Raw genomic sequence first — 25,053 nt, 5'->3', positions numbered from 1 at the left:
CTTCCTTTCTATTGGTTTTGGTTTGGGTTACTATTAACAATAGAGGAAGATTCTGCATTTTTCAATTTTCAGCACACTTCATTGGGGAGAGCCATAATATTTAATTTTATGTCAATATATTACTTTAATGTTATTTATTAACATTTATTTGTTTGTATTGAAAGAAATTTCACATAATGGCTTATCTTCACCGTCATAGACCATCAGATCATATTGCTCCTCCTCAACATTAATTCCGTTAAACCTTACAAATGACTGATCCCCTTCATCGTTACTGCTATATGCTGATGAAAATGTTTTTACTCGTCCATCTTCAGACTTGAGTTTAAAACGAATATCTTCACTCGCATTCTTTGATAAATCGTAGTATACGATTGTGGAAATGGGGGTAGCTACCACTTTTTCGATCGTAACGGTTCCGCCATCCGTTAATGGGATCGCTTTGTTCATTTCCAGAACGTTTTTTTCTGCTAATAACGTTTTCTGGGATACTTCCACATCAAACGTCCAGGGCTGTTCAATCGGTGTTTCGAAATTCCAGGTGTCGTAGCTGACTTCCAGCTGAACGTTTTCGGTATCAATCGGTTCATTTAATTCGAGATCGTTATAAATCGTGAACATGGAATCGTTTAATTCAACTGACTGCACTCCTGTTGTAGATGTAAGATCTTTTCCATTGATTTTGACCGTTGGAAAGATATACGTCTGGTAATCAAATTCAACATCATCAGCTGGTTCGAATGTGGCACTTAAAAAAAGCTGCTGGGCGTCCATCATTACTTCATTTAAGGTCAATTTGCCCAGTTCATTTTCCGCTGTTTCTCCAATAGCTGTTTTATAGGAAGAATAGTCAAGTTTTTCAGTTGAATGGATGTATTTTTCAATGACTTCGCCAACAAATGGGATGCTGGCTATGGCTCCGTTATGAATGGATAAAGAAAAGCTTAAAATGATAACAGCTGCAGCCGTCACAGGGAACAACCATTTGTTCTTTGTTTTTTTCCTCTCAACTTTCGCTTTTTCGACTCCCAATTTCACCCGATCATGTAATTCATCGGGGATTTCAATCTTATCTACTTCCTGTTTAATTGGATTACTCATGAATACCGGCCTCCTTCAATTGTTTGCGAAGCTTCTTTAACGCACGGTAAAGAACAGATTTTGCCGTACTGAGCGGGATTTCCAGCTGATCTGCTATTTCTTTAAAAGTAAGGTTTTGGTAAAACTTTAAGAGCACGATGCTTTTTTCTTTTTCTTCCAGGACATCGATCAGCTGATGCAGCGTTACGGTAAGGGGAATATCCCCAGAGTCAGCTCCGATAAACTCCTCATACTCCGGTTTCAGCTGTACGATTTTTTTATTTTTTCTGACTGCATCGGTTGCGCAATTGATTGCGATCCTCATTAGCCATGTTTTAAAATACTTTGGTTCTTTCAATGTATGGATCATTTTAAATGCTCGATAAGCTACCTCCTGTACCACATCTAAGGCATCATCTTTGTTTTTGACATAGATATAAGCCATCCGATATAGATCTTCTTCATATTGCTGAAACAGCTGTAGAAAGGCTTTATCGTTTCCTTTTTGAGCTTTTTTGACTAATGTATTGATGGGAACTCACCCTCTCTTGTTCCTTTCACTTATTAGACCCATTATCGTCCAATTTGGTTTAAATGTTTTGGAAAAAAATAACCTTCAGCATGTTGGGCGTTTCTAAAATGATGTTAGGGAACACCTATGCCGTTGGTGTAGTCTGATGAAGAAGGGGCTATGGGGAATGATGTTAAAGACCCTCTTATTGCTAGTTACAAGGCAGCAAAATGGCGCCCCAAAAGAATGGGACGCCGTTTCTAGGCGAGAACCTGTGAATCTGCCTGGTTCAGATGTTTCAGGAAACCTTTTTATCATGCAATCCGGTGTCATAACAGTTATAAGGCGTTTGAAATCGTTTTAACGGGAAATGCGTGCCGAACGTTTTCTAAAGTCGACATTGGGATAATAACGCTGTTTCACAAGGATATTCGGACCCAGGCAGCGGGCCATCGGACAGTGGCAAAGCAGTTCTTTGGCCAGCTTTGATTCCCGCCATTTGTGGTACACATCAGGGAGCGAATCGTGAACAATGTTCCCAAGCGGCGGTTCATCACCAAAATCGGTGACGATGACATCGCCGGTGAAAATGTTGACATTCAGTCTGGAGCGGCCGTCGGGATCATTACGTACGGTGACGTTTTTGCTTTCATACAGCCGCTTCAGCAGGCGAACATCTTCTTCATCGCTGCTGCACGGGTAAAACGGCAGTGTGCCAAACAACATCCAGACGTTTTCATCGCGAATATCAAGCAAATGGTGGATCGCCTGGCGCAATTCGTCAAGATTAAGTGTCTCTAAACTACTGGCAAAGTCACTCGGGTACATCGGATGAATTTCATGGCGCCGGCACTCCATTTCTTCCACGACTTGCCTGTGGATGTTTTCCAGATGATCAACCGTCCGCCTGTTGATCATTGTTTCCGCTGACACCATCACCCCCGCCCGGGCGAGCGCTTTCGCATTGTCAATCATGCGCTGAAAAAATGTTTCCCGCTGGGCTCGTGTCGGTTTCCGCTTCATCATAGCAAAGCCAACTTCGACAAAGTCATCAATCGTGCCCCAGTTATGGGAAATGTGAAGTACATCTAGATACGGAATCACCCGTTCATAACGGGCCAGATCAAGGGTCAAGTTCGAATTCAGCTGTGTCCGCACCCCGCGATCATGAGCATAACGAAGTAGGGGAACCACATATTGTTCCACCGAACGCAACGACAGCATCGGCTCGCCGCCGGTAATGCTGAGTGATCGCAAGTGCGGGATTTCATCGAGCCGGCGGAGCAGCAAGTCAACCGGCAAAGCCTCTGGATCTTTCGTTGACAATGTATAGCCAACCGCGCAATGCTCACAGCGCATATTGCAGAGCGTTGTGGTGGTAAACTCGACGTTCGTTAATTCCAGCTTTCCATATTCGTCGATATCAACGTACGCCTCCCAGGGATCGTATGCAGGGGTAATCGGAATTCGGCCAGATGTATGCATGCTTTTCTCCTCTTTTCATTCAATGTTGCCATGTTCATTTTTAACAACAGTACGGATGTCTGTCAATGTTTTTTACACGATCCCCATGAATGGCAATGCCGGCCATCAGCCTCAGTGACTGTAGGAAGATCCTGTGATCTTATCTTTTTACCTTCATTAAAGCAATGTTATGATTTTTCAAAACAGGATTGATTCAGCCCTGGATACAAACAGACACCATCCATATATCTAGACAACGGATCTTCTTTTTGAAAGGGTTCATGGTGCTATATCATATTCCGCATTAACGATATACACTAAATATACAAAGGAAGGAGCCATTTACAGGGCTCAAACTCTTTCTGATTTATAGATATTTCAATAAAATCATCATTCTTTGCTTTGATGATTCGAATGCTTGATCTCTTTATTTACGACTTTGGCATCACTGTTTTGGAGAAATGTAACAAACTAATCTATAGCTTTACCTGAATCTCTATTTATAAAAATGAGGGTTGTGCAGAATAATATAATGATATATGTACTAATTGAGATAAATTTTATTTTAAGTTGGGTATCCCACACTGCATTCTGAAATATGAAAACATGAGGCCAGGGCATATATTCACCTAGGGTGGCAAATTCGATTATCAGATAAATAAAAAATATAGTTAAAGAGAACTCAATGTTTTTAATGGTTACAACTAAAGCTGTACCTAAAAACATAAAAAGTAAGGTAATTAAGAAGAAATGGATCATATGAATCGGCCAAATGATAGAAATATTATATTTCATCGAAAAAAATAAGCACCATATTATAGTCCCCATTAAGTGTATTGATAGATAACGATTTATATCGAATATAAGATTTGATCTATAGTATGGTTTTAAAGTATCGCTTGCTCCATCTTCATACATTTCCTTTAGACGGTACATCAGTCCCCAACCTGCAAAAGGAATATAAATACCTTGAAAAACAATAATGCTATTGTATATATCATTTGCCTGTTGTGAATGTTGAATCATTAATTGAAATATTGAAACCATCCACATGACTAATGGAAGGAAAAATAGGAATCCAGATGTTTTGAAATCAAATTTAAATAATATATAAATTTTTTCCAACTTCTTTTTCATTTATGGCCCTCCCTAATAACTGCTAGATATCCATCTACCAGCTTTGGAGTTGCCAATTTATAATTATCGTCGATTCCGTCCTCCGAAAATATTCTTATTTTAACATTTTTTTGTTCCTCAGATATAGATATGACATCTTGGTTTAAAATAAATTCATTTAATTCATCTATTTGAATTGGTTTTGTCCATATTTTCCCCTCAGCCTTTTTCTTTAAATGTTCTGGAGTTCCTTCGAACAATACTTCCCCTTTTTTTAAAATACTTATTTTAGTTGCTAAAAACTCTATGTCTTCAATAATATGGGAAGATATTATAATCGTATGGTTGTTTCCTAATCTTTTCATTAAATTTCGAAATCGTATTCTTTCTTCTATATCTAAACCTGCTGTAGGCTCATCAAATAATAAACATGAAGGCTCTTCAAGTAATAGTTGAGCAATCCCTACCCGTTTTCTCATGCCTCCTGAAAGTTCAATCATTTTCTTTTCCTGATGTTCTAATAAATTCACTTGTTCCAGGGAACTAACGATTTTATCCTGCCTTATTTTTTTATCCATAATCCCTTTCAAAATTGCTATATGATCTAAGGCTTCATAAACGGAGATTTTCGGATAAATCATGAAATCCTGTGGCAAGTAACCTATATATTTATTGGCTTTTACATATCTTCCATTCGAATAGTTTTTTCCATCGATAAAAACATCACCTCCGTTCATAGAAGTAAGGCTTGAAAGGATTTTCATTAATGTCGTTTTTCCTGCACCGTTAGGACCAATTAAACCATATATTCCCTCTATATTAAGGTGAACATTTTTTAGAACTTTATGTTTTTTTATTATCTTATTTAAACCAGAAACCTGTAGCATTACATATTCTCCTTAATAAAATTTTCCATAAATGATGTTGCATCATCCCAACTTCTTATAGTTGTGAAATTTTCATACCATTTTATCAAAAAGTTTTTCCTTTCTTGTGGGGACATATTTGAATAATTTTTGTAAAAAATATCTATCCCCAGTGCATGAATATCCCCATAACGTCTTAAAGCCTTACTCGGATAAATGTCAAACATCGATCCATGGGAAATGGTTGTATTGTATTCGATTTCTTCCAATAATAAATTTTTGAGCATTTGATTAAACACTTCTATTAACCCGGGGTCAATATCATCTATTCGGGCATTATTCCAAAGTATTCCTGGTATATACATTTCCGGAATTTCATGAACTGCCTCTCCTAATTCATATAATGTTGCCTGATGAATCAATAAGTGATCACTGCTTAAAAAAGAATCATACTTTAAATTTGGGGTTAAGAAAACAATATCCTCTGGAATACTACTTTTATCTAATTTAAACATATCATTCAAATAAAGGTGTGTTTCCTTTAAATCACCATAATATTCTTTCCAATTTTCTTTTACATCAGGCCAGGATAGAGGATAAACTAAAAAGCTGTCTTCCAATATTTCCTTTTGAATAGCCCCTGCTATTAGAGACACTCCTTTAACTTGTTCTCCGCTATGAATATGTTTACCCATTTTGGATAGATTTGTATAATAGTTATCTATACCTTTAATTTCCAATTTGTAGTCAGCTGGCTCCTGGTTTGAAACAATTATCCTCTCTTCATGAATAGATTCATCAACTATTAATTGGGGATGATTAGTCCTTTTCGGAATCCAATTTATATAATATGGCAAAAATAGATAGTTATTTGAGGCTGGTAGTAAAGCAGAATCTTCCATTATATATTCAAATGTAATTGTATGAACTGGCTCATGTATAATGACAAAATCCCCTCGTTGAGAAAACTCTATATTCTCCCCTTTATTATTTTTTATGTGCTTTATTCTCATGGAATGATAAAGAGAAAACGCAATATCCTTTAAATCTTCATGCCATAAATCTAAATCAACTTCTACTATCGCCTGAACATGATTGTTTTTCATATTAATGGAAATATCATACATTCTTATATTATAAGCTAAAAGATCTTCTTGTATTTCAGGCGTTTGATTTTGAGCGTACGTTGCCTCTTCAATCATTTGCTTATAATTAAAAACAGGAATCTTCCCTTTAAGAGCATAAGGCACAATACCAAAAGCTGTTATAATTAGTGATATCCCTATAATTAAACCCGTAAATTGAACTTTTCTAGTATGAGATCCCTTAATCAAAAAAAACACAATGAATGAACTAATGATAAGAATCCAAACTAAATTAGCCAGGAGAGACGAAAAATTTAAATTATATCCTACAAGGTCACGATATACATCAGCATTATTTAAGGGATATAAAAAAAGTAAGTTTCCTATGTCCCCCTCACTCAGGGAATAAAAGAAATTGTAGAAAAACACTGTATTCATAGGCCCAAAAATTAGCCAAATTGCTATAATTATGAGGAATGTGAGATGTTTCCTTCCAAAAGATAATGCTAGAAAAACTCCTATAAAACATGCAAGTATGGATGGTGTAAACCAGTAATAAAAAATATACATGATTGTATCGATATAAAAGCTTGAAAATTTTATTGTTTCGATATAAAAATAGCTAAGCACAATAAAGGCCTGTATAGTTGTGAATATTAAAAGGATGATAAAATGATTAACTAGTAAAGCAAGTAATTTTAATACAGTAATTTTTACTGTACCTACAAATAGCTGTTCAGATCCATATCTATATTCATTTGATAAAAATAAATAAAAGAAGACCATGAAAATAAGAAATACGACATGAATGATTAAGGTCATTTCACCGACAAAATTTCCATAATCATTATAATCGTAGGTATCAGTTGAATTGACTAATATTCTAATCATTAACATGAGGATCATCAATAGGTGCGTACCAATATAAATACGGGACTTTAACATTTGCTTGATATAATATGTTTGGAATTTAAAGAACATAGGTAGCTACACTCATTTCATGAATAAATAGTAAAATAGGCAAACTATAAAATAGCTATATAGTTTGCCTATTTTTTTTAGAAACTTACTATTGCTTCACCATATACTCTTAAACCTAAACCATATAATTTACCTCTTACACATTCTGTTTAGAAGCAATACACAAGGAAAAGAAGGCTATTAAAAACACTGTCGTCATAAGAAAAAATCTGTATCTATAATAAGTTAAGTTAGGTAATGCGTTTAATACTTTAACAGGAAATACAAACATCCTGTCATTACGCCGGCGGGCTTATAACGGAAATATGATTTTTGACATACATAAAAACCATGGATTGACTTCTTCCTAGGTATCAATAGAATCCAGATCCCTTCGATACTCTAAAATATCACCAGGCTGACAGTCCAGGGCTTCGCAGATGGCCTCGAGTGTTGAAAACCTGATCGCTTTAGCCTTTCCGTTTTTCAAAATTGAGATGTTCGCCATTGTAATGCCAACCCTCTCTGATAATTCCGTCACACTCATTTTTCTTTTTGCCAGCATCACATCTAAATTGACGATAATAGCCACACTTTCACCTCAGATGGTCAAATCATTTTCTGTTTTTATTTTCAATACATTTTTTAAAAGCTCCTGAAGAACATCCGAAAAAACCATAATAACCATGGATGCAAAAAATATGACAAGCCCGATGATTGCAATGCCAGGATGCAAAGCATTCTGTGTTCCCAGAACGATCATTCCAGCCACATATAACACTCCGATTGTCATTGCACTATATTTTATGCGTCCCAATGCCTTTACAGCCGGCACTGAAAATGGTTTATTTTGTGTGATATAACTGATCAGTTTCAACGCCTGATAGAGGGCAATCAAAAACGGTATCGCTGTGACATAAATACCGATTAGAACAGGATATTGTAAATAGGCATATTCTGGATTCTTTTCTGCTGCATAGCTTGCCAGAGGCGGCAAAGCGAAAATGCATAAACTGACTACAACCGCTCCAATAACATAAACAGCTATCTGTAAAAATAAAATCTTTCCCCGTTTCATACAGCACCCCCGTTTTTTCTTGTTATTCACAATATAGCATATGATTTATTGATAAACAATAAAATTTTGTTGTTTTTTATGATGTGTATTTATTATTTTTTGGAAGCAGATGCTGACTTACAGAAAAAAGATCATATTGCGCGGTAAATAAGATAATTACAATAGATGTGGAAAAAATTACTAAACGATGATTGGTACACAAGGATGCAAAGCATTTTGGGTTTCAGGCAATATCATACCAACTATGTACAGAACACTGATGGTACTCAAACAGTTCCTCATTAAACCTGGCGCATTATAGCTTACGTCACAAGCTTGAACTTTTAAGTTTGTGCACGATGTATTGCATCACCTTGTCCATAAGATTGAGGTGTTTGCTGACGGAAACATGAAGATTGATTACCGGTTCTCTCCACCAGATCTTGACATAAAAAAAGCAGGAAACCGTTTAGGAACCTGCTTCTCCTTTTCGCACAATCTGCGATACGCACTCCACATGTGTGGAGTGGTTAATTTAGATTGGCCTTTGAAACGAGCTACTAACATAATCGCTGCAACTCTAGAAAAATATATTTTATTTTTAAAAGGAAGTGCATTGTATTTGTCTAAAAATATTGTTTAAAAGGAATGAATCTAGGAGTGTTAAGGATTAGGACTAGAGCCCATCATTAAAATAAGTTCTAGAGCAGACATATTTTGCAAATGAGTAGGAAAAGTATTTGCATCATCATAAGAACTAAAGGCAAACGGCTGTTGTTCGTCCTTCACATGATAATCATCGTTATCTACTTTATTTAATAGAAAAAAGTGGAAAATAATATTTTTTTGAATTTTCTTGATAATTTTCTCCTAAAATGAGTATTCCAATTTTTGTATTAATTGGACTGATAAATGTAGCAACTTTCCTCATGTATTTTTTCGACAAATCATTATTTAAAATTTACATTTGGCTCTTTTACGGGTGTCACTTACAGTAAATTCCAAATTTATTTAAAAGATTTTGAGGGTAAAATGTATTAGTATAATTATTAGAAAAAGACTTTGACATTGGCAACTTTAACCCTTCTATCGAATGGTTCGAATATTTCTCAATGATCCTTTTGTATAATTTCAACCAAAAATTTCCTCAACCAATAACAATAACCCCTCTGCCTTTAATTTATTATTTCCAAAACAATGTTTAATTATAAGCTTGTATTGCTGTAAATGATTATGAGAATATATATTTTTTTGTATAAATATCAGATTTGTTTTTTAAATCCTTATTATAATATACTTCTCTCCCCTTCCCCTCAAAGGAATAGATCATACCTAGTAATTCACCGACGCTAATATTATTTGAGTTAATAATGTCGACAAAATAATGATTATAGTCAAAAGTAGTATTTTCCCTTTTAAAGAAGGTAACGGTCTCCAAAACTTTATTTAGTAAGAAAGTAATATTTTCAGACCTATAATCAATATAATCAGTTTTTTCTCCAAAATTACTTGCTACCCATATTTCATCATCTAGTAAAATAGAGAAACCTAAGGACAAAAAATAATTACGATAAATAGGGTTAGTTTCAAAAAACTGCTTTATTTTTTGTTGCAATTTTAAATCTCCATATTCTAAACATTTATGTATATTCTCAAGTGAATTATTTAATAATTGTTTCACAATAAATAATTCCATTATATCTATAGCAACATCTCTACCCAAATTATTTGTAACGAGACTTTCAACTTCCAAGAAAGAGTTTTGGTAATCCATCTTATTTATTAATAAGTTCCTCAAATAAAAATCCTTATATGATGGCGTTATCATAGAAATATCCATTGCATTAAGCAAGTTAAAATTATTAGATTTTGATTTAAGTTCTTCTATAACGATTTTTGCTACCCTCTGTTTAGATACAAATTCCATTTGGTTCAATTGTGTTAAGAGGGCTACCTCTTCCCGTGAGTATGAATTATTTTCGCCTAAATAAACTTGAGTAATCCTGATTTGATCTTTTATATCATGCTCTACAATTCTTTTATTAATTTCTTCTATGGAAATGTTTTTGCTGCTTTCTGTTTTTTTAAAGGGAGGTAAAGGATCAATTTTTACGTCTTGCCACCCAATACATGCTGAAGGAATAATAACAGAGATATCATATCCAGAAGTCCTATTTAAAGCCCATAGGAGTTGGTGGAAGGCTCCAGCTATATGTAATTTTCCAAGAATATCTTCTGACAAATAAAAACTTTTCGCATCACCATGTGTATATCCCATATTAAAGCCCATCCCACCTAATCCGGTTGTTGATACTTTAATATATTTATCAATATTACATGCTGAATAAGTCTCTTTTAAGGTAATTATGAAATTATTTACCTTTTCATAAGTATTTAACTCTTTACTAGGTATACTATTTTTCTTAATTTCCTTGTTCCAACTTGCTAATTGTTCCCCTAATACAGCTGCAGTATTAATACAATCAATGATTATATCTATCCCTTTTTGTTTACATATCTTATAAAGATTTGTATTAATGATATCATTTTGAGACTTTATTGTTTCTATAGAATCATATATATCTCCAAATACATATTCTACGTTTGTTTTATCCCTTTTTATTAAATGTACCTTTTCTTTTAATAATAAAACCTCTTGTTCTGAATAGCTATGTAAAACTATTTTCTTACAATCTAGTCTATTTAATTCTTCAAATACAGCAAACCCGATTTGACCGGTGCCCAAAATTAAAATATTTTTATCTTTAATACTCATTTCTTTTTGCCCACCTTATTGATAATTTTTTCAAAATTATCTATATAATTATATCCAGTTACTATTTTATAAATTGGAGTATTTTTTATAAATAAAGGCTCTATTTTATTTTTTCTTAAGCCACTAAAAAAGTAATCATAAAACTTTATTGTTGCTGCTTCATTTAAAAACAAATGATTTTTATTAATTGTTTGTATTTGTTCCACATTTATATTAATCTCGTTTCCGTCAATATTAGGAACAATTATGAAATCAACTTTATTATTATGGGGGGGGTGATTTGTTTTAAAATAATCGAAACTAATCATATACTCCTCTTCGTTTTCATTAATTATAAACTTATTAATATTTTCCAATTTTGACCTAAAAGCGTTAAAACTACCTTTTCTAATATTTGTATAATCCCTAAAATTATCAACTAAAAATAAACCGTCACTATTAATATACGTAATATCATCCGTTATCCATTTACTTTTATTAACCCAAAAAAGTAAGGATAAGGATGTTTTTCCGCTATTTTCAATATTACTTATTAAGTAATTGGAACCTTTATAATTCATAATATTTCCATGAACAATAAATAACTCGTAAAAATAGACAAATAATGTTGCAATAAAGTACTTGATCATAGAAATAAAAAAGGGTTCAATATTATCATTTTTAGAGATAAAGTCTATCTGCCATTTATCTTTGTTTAAAATAGCAAAAGAGGAGTTAATTTTCATAAAAATTAACTCTTTAAATTGCTTAATTTTTATATTAGGGTTTTTAGGTAAATTTTCGATGATTTCAAGACTAGGAACGTGTGCTTTATTAGTAAAATCATCTAAAATCTCAGTCCATTTCACTCCATCTATAAGGTTTCTTATTTTAAAGCTTTTTTGTTCTATTTTTGATTTCGATATAATGCCTTTTAACTTATTGAGCCACACTACTATTTCATCAGTATTCGTGAAATCAGAATACACAAATTTAAAATGAGAAGTATTTATATTTATTTCATAAGCACTTTTCTTTTTCATTTAATTTAACCTCATTTAGTATTCAAATTAAATCCTTGCCATACCTTGTTATAACCCATTACGTTAACAACATCAATATATGTTTTATAAAATTCTTCTCTCGCATAGAAGGTGCCATCAGCAATTAATTTATTTAATTTATCAACACTTTCATATTCTCTTCTTCTTTCTCGGAAAGGCTCCAAATAGTTTATTATGGCATTAGATAAACGTTTTTTTACTTCGACATCCCCAACTTTTCCAGCTCTATATCTTTCTTTTAATTCTTCCACTTCTTGTTTATTTTTATTAAATAAATCATGATAAATAAAAACTGTATTTCCTTCTACTTTACCAGGGATATCAGGTCTTATTCTATTCGGGTCTGTCGGCATTTTCATAACCTTAGCTGTTATTTCTTCATCATTGTCGGATATGTAAATACTATTTCCTAGACTTTTACTCATTTTTCTTTTTCCATCTATTCCTACTAAACTACTATCTATACTTTTTACTGGTTCAGGTATTGGAAATACTTCACCATATTCATTATTGAATCTTTTTGCTATTTCTCGAGTAACCTCAACATGAGAGAGATTATCTTTTCCAACTGGCACAATATTTGCTTTATAACCTAAAATATCAATTGCCTGCAATACCGGATAACCTAAAAGACCATATGGCATTTCTTCATTTATATCATTTGCCATATCTTTTAGACTCGGAACTCTGTTTAATCTATTTACGGTTATTAAGTTATTCATTAAGAAATATATTGAGCCTATAATATCCATTACACCTGATTGCAAATAAAATCTGGACTTATATGGGTCTATTCCGCATGAAATCATATCTAATACAGCACTTCTTGCATTTCCGCTAATATCCTTAATATTTTGAGTTGATCTTTTCGTTGTAAGCATATGTAAGTCAGCTATAATAAATAAACAATCATAGTCATATTGATATTTCACTCTATTCTTTATGGTTCCAACATAATGACCTAAATGAAGCTTTCCTGTTGGTCTATCTCCAGTTAGTAATCTCATGTTAATCACCTTTCTTTTATAGTGTCAGTTCAAATAGTCCAAAATTTTCAAATACAGAAAAGTTCGATATTTGTAATCCTTGCTGTTCAAATAAGCTTTTAAACTCCTCGTAACTACGCTCCCTCCCACCACACATTATCCATACATTAAGATGGCTTAATAAAGTATCAAGGTTGTCTTCCTTATTATTTAATACCTTATCAATTATAAGCAATCTACTTTCTTTATGCATTGCTTTTATTATATTTTGCAGAATAATACCTGATTTCTCATCATTCCAATCATGAAGTACTCTGGAAAGGATATAAATGTCAGCGCTTGGAATTTCATCCTCAAAGAAACTTCCTTCTAAAAATTTTAAAGTTTTATTTTCTTCTATACGTCTCGCATTATTTATTACATACGGTAAATCAAACCCAATTAAATTAAAATCATTATTAATATTTCTAATTTCACGGAGGAGCCTTCCATCTCCGCATCCCACATCTAGTACGGTATTTACATTTTCAAAGTCTATATTTTGAAAGATATTATAAATACTTTTTCTCTTAGTAGACTGACTCATGGAATTCGAAAATCTACCAAAAGCTTCTTCATTATCTGAAAAATATTCGAAAGGTTCCTTACCAAATGCGAGTTTAAAAGGTATTTCACCATTTAATATTGCATCAGGTAATTTCATCCAGGAAAGTACACCCTCGTTCATTGCGAAATCAGCTGGAGCTTTTAGACTTAGAACTGCTCTGTCAGTAAATAATAATCCACTATCTGTTAATGAATACCTCTCACCGTTATATTTAATCAATTCTAATTTTTCTAAGATACTCAAAAATGTTTCTAACATAGCAAAGTTTGGATATAATTCCTTTAACTCATCAAGAGTTGGTACCATCTCATATATTCTTTCTAACATATTAGTTTTTATCGCAGCATGTACTATAAAAGACCTTGTAAAAGCTGTAAATAAACTCTTATTCCTAGACAGTAACTCTTTATTCAAATTTATCAATTCCTTCGAAAATAGATTTACTTGTAAATTTTATTGGTTCAAATATACTATTAACTGTAAAACTAAATTGCTCATTTGCTTTCTGTGTACCCTCATCAATTAATTTAATTAAATAGGAAGGATCACTAAGAAGTTCTTTCCTTTTTAAAGATATTGGGTCTACTATTTCAATTACTAAATCTATTAAATCTGAATAATTAGCTATAAACTTTGTATCATAATGTTGACCAAGTGCTTCCTTAAAGTTCATCAATAAATCATATCTGTTTTTTGGTTCTATATTATTAAGTTTCTGATAAATAATATCACTATCATCCTTAAGATAAATACAATTATCTAAACTTTTACTCATCTTATTTTTTAGGTCCAGTCCGATTATGTTTGCTTGTACACTCTGGACTACTTCAGGTTTCTTAAGAGAACTCGAATATTCCTTATTTATACTGTCTATTATTTGATGGGTAATGTTTAGATGATCAATATTGTCTACACCAACTGGTACAACGTCTGCACCAATTCCTATGATATCTGCAGCTTCCATGACCGAATATGCTAATAAGCCAAGTGAAAAGCTTTGACTATGGTTTTTCATTTCATTGATACTATCATTATCTATTAAACTATTTATATTTATATGGTTTTGTATGAATGTATATAACTTGGGCATCTCAATTATATTTGATTGCAAGTAAAAGTTAATACTATCCGGATCCATTCCCATGGCTATACATTCCGCAACCATATCTAATATATTCTTTGGCATTTCTTCTAAATCTTTTAACCTCTTCTTTGTTGTTAGCATATGAAAGTTAGAAATTATAAAAAAACTGTTATAATTTTTGTGAATATCAACTGTTTTTTTGAATGCCCCTAAAAAATGTCCTAAGTGCAAGTTGCCTGTTGGTCTGCCACCGGTTATAAGGATATCTTTAGACATTTTCAAGCACCCTTTCTACCTTAACTATATCGCCTACCTTTAGATTTAATTCCTTTGCTAAGTTCCCCCTAACAATACCAAGTTCAATTAAATCAAACGAACTGCCAGGATAGATAATATATTCACCGTCATTTCTTTCCATCATTCTAGTCCAATATAAGAATTTATACATTTTATCATCAATTAAAACTTTGTATAAAGCTCCATTTTCATCCTTAAAATTCATCTTTAATTTTGCGTTTCCAAAATTATCAATATGTACTATTGTCCCTTCTTGTATCGGAGAAGGAAGAATGCTCTGTTTGTTAAACACACTGCCTAATTCATTAATTGGTGTTCCTGAAGCAGCTTTCCCAATCGCAGGTGAATGTACATATTTCCCTCCAAAGGGTACAAATCCAGGATCATAGATTTCGTAAACTTCTTCTACACCAAAATCTTCAATTAACCAACCAAATGCACCAGTATTTGGTCCTTCAAAAATTAAATTTTTATATTTAGTTCTTCCAATAATCCTTTCTGGCCTACGCTGTGAAGGATTAACAATTACTGCAATAATTGTTCCAGGAGGATAAATTTCTGCAATTAATCTTGTTAAAAAAGCAGCATGTTGAATTGAAAAGTTCTCAACATTTACAATTGGTTCTATTTCAAAATTATCATTACTGGCATTACTAAAAATTGCTCCTCTCATTTCAAGTAAAGCAACATCTGTACAGTCAGTTATTAGTACTACTTTTCTTTTCATCATTAATCACTCCACTATTATTACTTGGTAAATATCCTATTTAAATCTAGTTTTTCAAATATTTGACCACCCGTTAGTGCTTGTGGTTCTGTTAATCCGTCTATACTCTTTACAAGGTCAAAAAATTTATGGTATTCAGAAAATTCTATCCCTAAATAAACTGGAGAATTTGGCCATTGAATAAAATTTAATTTAATGTTTTCATTTAAATAAACTGTAATATCTCGATATTGTTCCTGAGTTATTTCTAATCCTATTCTTCTCAAAAAGGATTTCGCTTCAGTAATATTCTCAAAAAATAAAACAGTCTGTAACTCCTCGCGGAAATCATCATCATTTATCAAAATTTTTTTAAATTGAATCCTCACATTAATATCATCTTGTATTCTAATACAATCAAAAGAATCAGATCCCATTAGATTATTTTCTATAAGGTCGCAATTATATATGCGCTGCCTAGTTTTATAGGAGTTGAAATTTAATTGTGCTATTTGTTCTTTTATAAACTGTTCATCAATCCCCATATAAACTGCCTCTTTTTGGTTAATACTCTCTATTCTATCTATACAATATTTATTTTGAACTTGGGGGTTTATTTTAAGATAGTCTATAAAGTAATTAAAAAGCTCTGATTTCTGTTTCGCAGATACTTCTTCATAAATAAAAACTTCACCTGTAAATCCATTAATAACAAAGAATGAGCTATTATATTTTTTAAGGTCTATTCCTTTATCACTGATTAAAACGGCAGGAATATTATTTTCTCTCAATAGATTAGCTTGATGTGATAAAATACCGCCCTCAGTTAACAATGCAGCATTAATTTTCTTTATATTTCTAAAGAAATCATCAAAATTATTTAATAATGTTACGCTATCAAACCTATCAATACTTAATTTTCCAAAAGCAATTCCAGGAGAGACAGGTATTCCTTTATAACAAGGTATTTCCTCCTTTATTATTGGTGGGCTAACATTACAGCTAATAATTGGCCTGCACTGAAAACAATACAACTGGTTATTAGCTATACCCCATTCTATGTCTAAAGGCATATTAAACTTATTTGATAATATTTGTGACATTTCTAAAACTCCATCAAGCCCTTTACCACTAGGCTTTTTTTTATCTATGATTTCTCTTTTTACTTCCCCTCTTCCCGATACCACATTCACTCCGCTCTCAGCATATTCGATAATATATTCGTCCTTATTTGTAACGGGATTTTTTGTGAAACAAACGCCCGCCGTGGTTATGTTGGGAATCATTTCTTGAATTAGGATTGCCATTTTAGCCTGAGATTGTCGCTTTTTTGTATACATAATCATATCAGTAACTTCTTTTTTGAAAATAGATTTATAGCATTTGATTATAGCTTTATAAAGTTTTTCTTTCGTATCTACATTAAGAAATGAATCATAAACACCTGACATGCTGTATATAGGGGTATCTTCAAAAGTAGAAGAACTCCTAACAACAAGTTTTTTGTTCCCAAAATTCTGAACAATAACATTATAAATTTCATTTAGATACTTACTTTTGAACTTTTCAGTATCGATACCCTCCTCAAGTACACATTCATCGAAAACCTCTGTTGTAATAATTAGTGACTCTGGTATTAAATAACCATAATCTTTTAAGGTATTATCTATTTTTGATATGTTATAAGCTTTATAACCCATAATTAAAGGGTCGTTTACTTCATCCAATCTTTTTATTAACATACATTTACTCACCTACTTTTACTAATGCATCAACTGATAGAAGATAATTTACATATTCATTTACATCATTAATAACTTCACTCACATTTATTTCATATTCTTTTGATAGACTTTCAGCTATCTCTTCAATTGACTTTGGTGAAGAAATGAATTCCCATATTAAAAGACCCGTTTCGTTTAATTCATATGCTTTATAACCACCGATGAGTATATTTTTCCCACTAATCTTTCTAACTCTGAAAGCTATATTTTTTTTAACTAACATTTTTTCCTCCCTCTATAAAGTTCAATTTTCTTTAAAATACTCACGTATTCTCAAAAATTCTCAAACACCCAACATGCAAAACACCTCTATAAGCGGATACATTTTGAATAAATTCAAGTTATTAACACTGGAGGGTCCATCCAAATAACCAAAACGGTAATATTTGGTTAAACAGATTGTATGACCGTGCATCATATCTCCACATGACTCATGGTCGCGCACCCTCCCATAGATCACTGGATCTAATTCCATACATTCCTTCGTTCAGCGTATCCATGAGGTGGAGGTCGGATATGCTCCTATGCTGGGTCATGGCCCGAATGGTAAATATAAGCTCCGACTCGGCACTGCTGGTGTTTGTTTAAAGAATACGTGAAATAATTGAATAATGGTTAAGTGAAAAGGTTAAGCAACCTGTAATGATTCCTTTGGTAAGCTTTCAAGTAGTTTGGATCCATCAAACTCACAGCTTTTTTTGCCAATCGCATAAAGAACACGCAGTAACTTACAGCACAGGGCAATTAGGGATTGTTGCTTCTTTAACGGGCGTTCTGGGCGCTTGGTGTAGTAGTGATGCAGGGCTTTAAATGCCGGATTATGGGCAACCAGTGGACGAATGGCTAAATACAGGGACTTCCTGAGTCGACTTCGTCCTCGCTTGGTGATTCTGGTTTTCCCTTTATACTTCCCGGAACTGTGTTCACGAAGGGAAAGCCCTGCTAGGTTCACGAGCTGCTGTGGATGACTGTACTTGGACAGATCCCCCACTTCAGCGAAAAATAGTGCCACGGTAACCGCCCCTAAGCCATCAATGCCCATCATTTGTTGTGCACCAGGGATAGTTTCTACGACAGCTTCCAGTTCAGTATCCAGCTCTTTAAGTTGCTTATTATAGAGATCATATTGTTCCATCAAAACTTCTAATTCTTTTCGGGCAAAGGTGGTGCCTACCCGAAGGCCTGCACTCTTTTTCGCTTGTTTTACGAGCTCTTCGGCTCGTTTGATGCCAACCCCGCGTTTGACATCCTGCTTCCATGTCAACAGCATTTCTTCCGGCGTAAGTGTTTGGATTTCCGACGGAAGAAACCATTTCTTTAGTGTGCATCGCGCGGCTTTTCCGTTCCAATTCTTGAAGACATCAAAAAACTCGGGAAAGTAGCGCTGAATCAGGTTTTGAATGCGCCCATCGATGATCGCCAATTGTTTGGTGAGCTGATCTCTAATTTTGACGCCTTCTCTTAACTCGGCATAAACACCGTTTAAGAGATTAGGTACAGAGTATCGCCCATCTTTCACCAATTGAGCAATCACTTTGGCATCTTTCGTGTCGTTTTTGGTTGGCGAGTTATCATCAAGCTCTTTGCTTGTTTTTGACATGCATCGGATTCACGAGTACAACTTCGTATCCTTTTGCAGTCAAGAAATAAGCAAGATTCAACCAGTAATGTCCAGTTGGTTCCATACCAAAAACCACACGGTCTTTGGCCTGTTGTTTCTGGTGGTTCTCCGCCCAATCCAGAAGCTTCTGATAGCCCTTTATACGGTTTTCAAAGTGCAATCTTTTGCCAAACTCGAACCCACGAATATCCTGTGCTCGAGCGACGTGTTTGTCTTTAGCGATATCAATACCTATAATGAGTGTTGATGGTGTGATTTGCGAAATTTTACGATTTTGAGTATAATTCATGTCTGAGTCCTCCCTGGTATCTTTTAAATTCGGGGTCATTGCAATGACACCCTGTACTATACCAGGAGGGCTCTTTTTTTATCAAACCTCAAGTTTCTTCATTACAGGAATGCTCCTATGTTTCAATTGATTCAATTATGTTATTAGATAATGTAACAATATCTTCAATATCCTCATTTAAAGAACCTATTCTCTCAAAATAATGTACAATTGATTTTACATATATGTCTTCTATTCTTTTATCTGTGCTCGATAATTTTTCTAATTTTTTAAAAACCCACTTCTCGCGATCTATCGAAACACTTTTGGAAAATAATAAGGCCATCAATGAATTCACTAACATACTTTTGGATATATGAAGGGAGGTCAAAAGATCATTATTTTCCATGGTTCCTATTACATCATCATATAAATTATCTACAGCATTAATATAAAATCTAGTCATCATTCTAAAGTAATTGGACTCATTAAGTGTTTCTCTAATAGACAAATACATTTCAGTATTTTGATTATGAGGAACACTCACATAAAATCGATGAAGTAATGACGAAAGTTGTTTAAAATTGTATCCTTTTATCATTAAGTGATTTATAGTTCTCTTATCATTTGAAAAGTTAATATTATTAATTTGCTCAATAATATTCTGAAGAACCTCTATTGGCCAATATTCAATATCACAATTAATTTCTAAAACCCTTTTAAACTCCGTTTTTAACTCGCCAAAATCATAATCATAAGTTTTTCTATCTGAGGCTTTTGAATATAAAACAAATATATCTAAGTCAGATCTTGCATTACCAATACATTCAACTAGTGATCCTGAAAAGAAAATTAAATCATCTTTTTTTAGCGTAAGCTTTTCATGAAAATCATACTCTAGGAATGGATTTAAAAATTTTAGATTAGAATCCTCAACCTTCAATATTAACACTCCCCATTTCTCTATGAATCAATAAATATTTAATGTACATCAATATATGTGGACCATTATAGGTTAGATGTAACACTAAAGATGGAATTATAGAATTAGTAAAATATAAGAAACACATAGAAATAATTGATATTAATATTTGTATAATAAAATCATATGTTTTAAATGCTTGTCCCCAAGGTGTTGCATAATGATGAAACAAAAAAAACAAGGTACTTATAATTAAGGTAAGTACAAAAGGAGATTCTATGAGAGATTGGTAGATGAATAATCTATAAAATAACTCTTCAAAAATAGCGCCAAAGAAATAGACAAATACTAAAACCCAAACATCAATCTTACTTCTTTTTGGCAATTCTATTAAAAAGTCATTTGATAAAAAAGTATTCCAAGTTTTCCATTTGGGTAGAATTAATATTAATCCTATTAAAAAGCCAATAAATAAAAATAAGATATTTGTTTTAAAGTAAGAGACTAAATTCAAACCAGGTAAAATAATATAGGGTAGAACTAATGGGATTATGTAAAAAGAGCGCCTTAATAAAAGAAAAAAATTGCTGTTATTAAATTTTTCACTCCTTAAATGTCTTAAATTACCCACAAACAACATGTTTACCACTAAAAAAAATACTATTATACTTATGTTTTCAAAATTCAGATATATTAACATGAAAACCAAACCAAAAAAACATAAATGCATATTCTCTTTTAAGGTATAAGTATTCTGCATACAGTACATCCACTCCTATTAATCCTGGAGGGTACAAACATTTGTTGCAACAAATGTTGTACCCCTTTTTTAGGTATTAGGCCATCTCTTGTGCAAGAGCAGCTGGGATTTTAATTTCCTTAGCTGCAGGAGATACATACTTTTTCATAATTTACCACCTCCTTTCATTTATATTATTATAAATATTTTCAAAAATGTCAATATTTTGTCATGAACGGTGATAAAATCCCCAATAACAACGGTTTAAAATTCCCCAAAAATAACAGATAATCGTTTCAAAACAACATCATAGATGGAGTGGAGAAACGATGCTGAAGATAGGGGATTTTTTTATGATTCGAGAATTATATCAAAAAGGTTGGACTCAAACAGCGATCGCCAAAGAAACAGGATTTGATCGAAAAAAATTCGGAAGTATTTAAATGAGGATGAGTTACCAGAGCGTAAAACCGATGGGAAAAAGAAAGAAAAGAAGCTCGATCCCTATAAAGACTACTTACTTCAGAGAATAAAAGAAGGGACAACCAATTGTGTGGTTCTTATGGAAGAAATTCAGGCGATGGGGTATACAGGAAAAATGACTATTTTAAGAGACTTTGTTCGTCCTTATCGAGAGAAGCCTAAGAAACAAGCTACCCTACGCTATGAAACCCCACCAGGCAAACAAGCTCAAATGGACTGGGCACATGTAGGGAAATATTTAGTCGATGGTCAGGATCAAGAAATTTATGCTTTTGTGATGGTACTGGGGTATTCCCGAATGAAGTATATAGAGTTTACTACCAATATGAATATTGAAACATTAATGAAATGTCATATGAACGCATTTTCTTACTTTAATGGGATTCCTCAACAAATTCTGTATGACAACATGAAAACCGTCGTGTTAAAGCACAGCCCTACTGAAATTCGATTTAACAGGACATTTGAGGATTTTCTTGCTTATTATGGAATCATTCCAAAAGCTTGTCGACCGAAGCGTCCACAAACGAAGGGAAAAGTAGAAAGAGTGGTCATTTACTTAAAGAATAATTTCTTTCAAAGAAAGCATGAACCTACTCTCGTTGCATTAAACGAAGCGATTCGTGTTTGGCTGGATCAAGTGGCTAATCAAAAGCCAAATCAAACAACAAATGAACCGCCGGTTCTCCGTTTGGAACAGGAACAGAAGTTTCTGCAGGCATGGGGAGTCAAACCATTATTCCCAACTTGTCGATGGGAAACACGAGAAGTCAGTCGAGATTGTTTTGTATCATACAGAGAAAAAATATATTCCGTTCCTTATCGTTATGCAGGGCAAATCGTAAAGGTAAAAGAAACCCTTGACCATCATATTGAAATTTATGATGAGCATGAGTGTATTGCCCAACACCCCATTTTAACAGGAAAAGCAACTGTTCATGTTCATATGGAACATTATGAGGGGTTACATAAAAAAGAAAAAGGACAGAGAATACAAGACGTTCAGGGTTTGGCGACCAACGAACATCATTCTCCTGTCCCCTCTCCGAAAGTAGAACAACGCCCTCTCGCTGCCTATGCAGCATTGGAAGAAAGTGAGACTGTATGATGAATGAATTGATGATCGAACGTTTAAAAAAGCTTGGTTGGTACCACGCAGCTCATCAACTAGATCACTTATTAGAAGACGCTTCTAGAGATAATGTATCATATTCTGAGTTTCTAAACACGATTGTTTTACAAGAAATTGAATACCAAGAGTCGCAACAACTTGAAAAGCGTATGAAACGAGCCAAGTTGCCATATATGAAAACCATTCATGATTTTGACTTCTCGTTTCAACCGAGTATCAGTAAAAAAGGGTGAAAGAAACGCTTACCTGTCGGTTTATTGCCAATGGGGAAAATCGAATTCTTTTAGGTCCACCAGGTGTTGGAAAAACACATCTAGCGATTTCTTTTGCGGTAGAAGCCATTACAAAAGGATACACAGCTCTGTTCTTAACGGCAGATGATTTAGTAGCTGAATGCCGAAAGGCAACAGAAAAGGGGACTCTCCAGCGATTGGTTAATCGTTGGAGTCGTCCAGATGTGCTTATCGTTGATGAAGTTGGATACTTTCCGTTTGATGAACTAACAGCAAATGTCTTTTTTCAGGTTGTGTCCAAGCGTTATGAACAAGGTTCTATGATTCTCACTTCGAATAAATCCTACCTTGAATGGGGGAAAGTGTTTGGGGATGAAGTTTTAGCTACAGCTATTTTGGATCGTTTATTACATCACGCCATTACCTTTAATATCAAAGGTGATTCTTATCGTCTCAGAGAAAAGAAAAAAGCAGGTATTTACCCTGCCAATTTATCAAATTAAGCGTTCATAATGGGGAATTTCATTTCGTTGAAATTGAGGAATTTTAAATCGTTGTTGACATATTTTATATAAATCAATTTACTATTTTTATACTATTTTTATAATAATATGGAATAATTTCTAGAATTATGGAGTTTTAATTGGTATAATATTTGTAAAAAAATTTAAAAAAAAGAGGGGGTCTTTGGATGAAATTTGATTCGTTTTTCTTAAAACGAAATACGTTTTTATTACTATTGTCCTCAAGCGCTTCATTTTTTGGAACAAATATGCAATTTATTGCTATTTCGTGGTTTATTTTGGAAAAAACCGATAATCCACTCTACATTTCGTTATTAGTATCTGTGGGAATGATTCCTGGTCTTTTGATGTCTCCTATCGCTGGTGCAGTTGTGGATAGGAGCAATAAAAAAGTTTTAGCAGTAAAAATGGATTTTATAAGAGCAATTTTGGTATTAATTTTGGTTATTATTTGTTTAATAGACTTACCAGAAAAACTATTCATAACCTTAACATTAGTTAATAGTTTGTTAATAACTTTATGCGGCAATTTTTATTTTCCTTCTATATCGGGTATCTTAAAGGAAATTTTCGATCAACATGAATTGATGAGACTTATATCTATAAATAGCTCCTTGTCCCAAATATTCTCTGCATTAGGTGCTGCATTTGCTGGTGTTTTATTAGCCTTTTTTCATGTAAGCACAGTATTATTAATTGATGCACTTACCTTTATTATTTCTGGGGTTTGTTTGTTATTTTTGAATTACTCTCCAAAAATTAAAAATAATAATGGAAAAATCAACTTTTCAATTTTCGAAGACGTTTTACAAGGTTTAAAGTATTCATTAAAAGATACATATATCACTTTTTTATTTCTGGTTGGCTTAATTCCATCTGCAACAATTTACATAATTAATTCTACCTTGTCGGTATATACAAAAGAACATTTAAATATGGGCTCTTTCGCATATGGAATTCTAGATTCAAGCTATGCAATTGGAGCCATTGTAGTAGGAATAACCCTTGCTTTTATTAAGAAGACGTTCAACCAATTTACTACAATTTTTGTAGGTTACACTATTTTAATTGTGGGGTTCTTGGTAATTGGTTTATCGAAATTTCTAATACTGAGTGCACTTGGTTTTGCATTTATTGGTTTCTCATTAATGCTAATTAATCCAAATCGTCGCTCTCTCTTATTGTCATACATAAAAGAGGAGTATGTTGGTAGGGTTTCGAGTCTTAATTGGATGTTTTATTCAATAACTGGTCCAATATTAGGAATTCTTTCAACCTTACTTCTTAAGAGTACGAGTTCTAACTTAATATTTATTATCCTTGGAGCTTTGTCTCTCATCTCATTAATAGCACTTATGATAAATGTTAAACAGCATAATCAAAAGAACAATGTTAAGTTAGGTGCATAGATTAAAAGCCATTAATATCCAATTTTACCTTTATTGTAAATGGCTCTTTCAATAGGTAGAATATTTCGTTCAAAACAAACCATCGTCACGGATAAAATGAACACTCATCTCGCACATTTTGAGCCAGCTTCATGGAATGATGTAACCGCTAAATTATAATTAACAGTTTTCGTTAAATAAAATTTAACACTTTTCTACCACCTTGAGATGATGTATAAAAGTCTGTGTAAAATGATTTTTTACTGGAAAAAAAGAAAAAGGTAGGGTATTCTCAGATTTGCGACCAAACAAAAATGAGAA

At 33.1% G+C, this 25,053-nt stretch carries 19 protein-coding genes and 3 pseudogenes; 3 read left to right on the top strand and 19 right to left on the bottom strand.

The window, feature by feature from the left end:
• Window positions 1-144: 144 nt before the first annotated feature.
• From EDD68_RS14430 to EDD68_RS14340, 19 genes and pseudogenes are all read right to left on the bottom strand, one after another.
• Window positions 145-1,101 (bottom strand): DUF4179 domain-containing protein, encoded by a 957-nt coding sequence (locus EDD68_RS14430; protein ID WP_132373102.1) that lies wholly within the window; start codon window positions 1,099-1,101, stop codon window positions 145-147.
• Window positions 1,094-1,612 (bottom strand): sigma-70 family RNA polymerase sigma factor, encoded by a 519-nt coding sequence (locus tag EDD68_RS14425; protein WP_132373100.1) that lies wholly within the window; start codon window positions 1,610-1,612, stop codon window positions 1,094-1,096. The genes EDD68_RS14430 and EDD68_RS14425 overlap by 8 nt, the downstream gene beginning before the upstream one ends.
• 339 nt (window positions 1,613-1,951) lie before the next feature.
• Entirely contained in the window at window positions 1,952-3,076 is a 1,125-nt protein-coding gene (gene yfkAB, locus EDD68_RS14420) for a radical SAM/CxCxxxxC motif protein YfkAB (RefSeq protein ID WP_132373098.1), read from the bottom strand.
• 450 nt (window positions 3,077-3,526) lie between these two features.
• Window positions 3,527-4,192, bottom strand: a complete 666-nt coding sequence (locus EDD68_RS14415) for a hypothetical protein (RefSeq protein WP_132373096.1) — start codon at window positions 4,190-4,192, stop codon at window positions 3,527-3,529.
• Window positions 4,189-5,058 (bottom strand): ATP-binding cassette domain-containing protein, encoded by an 870-nt coding sequence (locus EDD68_RS14410; RefSeq protein ID WP_132373094.1) that lies wholly within the window; start codon window positions 5,056-5,058, stop codon window positions 4,189-4,191. The genes EDD68_RS14415 and EDD68_RS14410 overlap by 4 nt, the downstream gene beginning before the upstream one ends.
• Window positions 5,058-7,013: a hypothetical protein gene (locus EDD68_RS14405; RefSeq protein ID WP_132373092.1), complete on the bottom strand. Its 1,956-nt coding sequence runs from the start codon at window positions 7,011-7,013 to the stop codon at window positions 5,058-5,060. Before EDD68_RS14405 ends, EDD68_RS14410 begins: the two co-directional genes overlap by 1 nt.
• Before the next feature lie 436 nt (window positions 7,014-7,449).
• Entirely contained in the window at window positions 7,450-7,674 is a 225-nt protein-coding gene (locus EDD68_RS14400; RefSeq protein ID WP_132373090.1) for a helix-turn-helix domain-containing protein, read from the bottom strand.
• 9 nt (window positions 7,675-7,683) lie between these two features.
• Window positions 7,684-8,160, bottom strand: a complete 477-nt coding sequence (locus EDD68_RS14395) for a DUF2975 domain-containing protein (protein ID WP_132373088.1) — start codon at window positions 8,158-8,160, stop codon at window positions 7,684-7,686.
• Window positions 8,161-9,370: 1,210 nt separating this feature from the next.
• Window positions 9,371-10,915, bottom strand: coding sequence for a Rossmann-fold NAD(P)-binding domain-containing protein (locus tag EDD68_RS14390; protein ID WP_132373086.1), 1,545 nt, complete (start codon window positions 10,913-10,915; stop codon window positions 9,371-9,373).
• Entirely contained in the window at window positions 10,912-11,937 is a 1,026-nt protein-coding gene (locus EDD68_RS14385) for a hypothetical protein (RefSeq protein ID WP_132373084.1), read from the bottom strand. The genes EDD68_RS14390 and EDD68_RS14385 overlap by 4 nt, the downstream gene beginning before the upstream one ends.
• Window positions 11,938-11,948: 11 nt before the next feature.
• On the bottom strand, window positions 11,949-12,965 hold the full coding sequence (trpS, locus tag EDD68_RS14380) for a tryptophan--tRNA ligase (protein ID WP_207902597.1): 1,017 nt from the start codon (window positions 12,963-12,965) through the stop codon (window positions 11,949-11,951).
• Window positions 12,966-12,981: 16 nt separating this feature from the next.
• Entirely contained in the window at window positions 12,982-13,965 is a 984-nt protein-coding gene (locus EDD68_RS14375) for a methyltransferase (protein ID WP_132373080.1), read from the bottom strand.
• Window positions 13,958-14,911 carry a tryptophan--tRNA ligase gene (trpS, locus tag EDD68_RS14370; RefSeq protein ID WP_132373078.1) on the bottom strand — a complete coding sequence of 318 codons (954 nt, stop codon included), beginning with the start codon at window positions 14,909-14,911 and terminating at the stop codon, window positions 13,958-13,960. The genes EDD68_RS14375 and trpS (EDD68_RS14370) overlap by 8 nt, the downstream gene beginning before the upstream one ends.
• Window positions 14,904-15,659, bottom strand: a complete 756-nt coding sequence (locus EDD68_RS14365) for an SAM-dependent chlorinase/fluorinase (protein ID WP_165902202.1) — start codon at window positions 15,657-15,659, stop codon at window positions 14,904-14,906. Before EDD68_RS14365 ends, trpS (EDD68_RS14370) begins: the two co-directional genes overlap by 8 nt.
• Before the next feature lie 20 nt (window positions 15,660-15,679).
• Entirely contained in the window at window positions 15,680-17,380 is a 1,701-nt protein-coding gene (locus tag EDD68_RS14360) for a PEP/pyruvate-binding domain-containing protein (protein WP_132373074.1), read from the bottom strand.
• A 4-nt stretch (window positions 17,381-17,384) separates the two neighbouring features.
• Entirely contained in the window at window positions 17,385-17,645 is a 261-nt protein-coding gene (locus EDD68_RS14355; RefSeq protein WP_132373072.1) for a PqqD family protein, read from the bottom strand.
• 405 nt (window positions 17,646-18,050) lie between these two features.
• Window positions 18,051-19,332 (bottom strand): annotated as a pseudogene (locus EDD68_RS14350) (IS110 family RNA-guided transposase).
• Window positions 19,333-19,447: 115 nt separating this feature from the next.
• On the bottom strand, window positions 19,448-20,254 hold the full coding sequence (locus EDD68_RS14345; RefSeq protein WP_132373070.1) for a hypothetical protein: 807 nt from the start codon (window positions 20,252-20,254) through the stop codon (window positions 19,448-19,450).
• Complete coding sequence (locus EDD68_RS14340; RefSeq protein WP_165902200.1) at window positions 20,244-20,993, bottom strand: CPBP family intramembrane glutamic endopeptidase; 750 nt, start codon at window positions 20,991-20,993, stop codon at window positions 20,244-20,246. The genes EDD68_RS14345 and EDD68_RS14340 overlap by 11 nt, the downstream gene beginning before the upstream one ends.
• Window positions 20,994-21,301: 308 nt before the next feature.
• Here EDD68_RS14340 and istA point away from each other — a divergent pair.
• From istA to EDD68_RS14325, 3 genes and pseudogenes are all read left to right on the top strand, one after another.
• A pseudogene (istA, locus tag EDD68_RS14335) lies at window positions 21,302-22,563 on the top strand (IS21 family transposase).
• A pseudogene (gene istB, locus EDD68_RS14330) lies at window positions 22,560-23,323 on the top strand (IS21-like element helper ATPase IstB). The pseudogenes istA and istB overlap by 4 nt, the downstream one beginning before the upstream one ends.
• Before the next feature lie 188 nt (window positions 23,324-23,511).
• Entirely contained in the window at window positions 23,512-24,753 is a 1,242-nt protein-coding gene (locus EDD68_RS14325; RefSeq protein WP_132373066.1) for an MFS transporter, read from the top strand.
• Window positions 24,754-25,053: the final 300 nt, after the last annotated feature.

It is taken from the genome of Melghiribacillus thermohalophilus, from assembly GCF_004342905.1.
Lineage (GTDB): Bacteria > Bacillota > Bacilli > Bacillales > Alkalibacillaceae > Melghiribacillus > Melghiribacillus thermohalophilus.
This window is presented reverse-complemented; position numbering and strand designations above follow the sequence as displayed.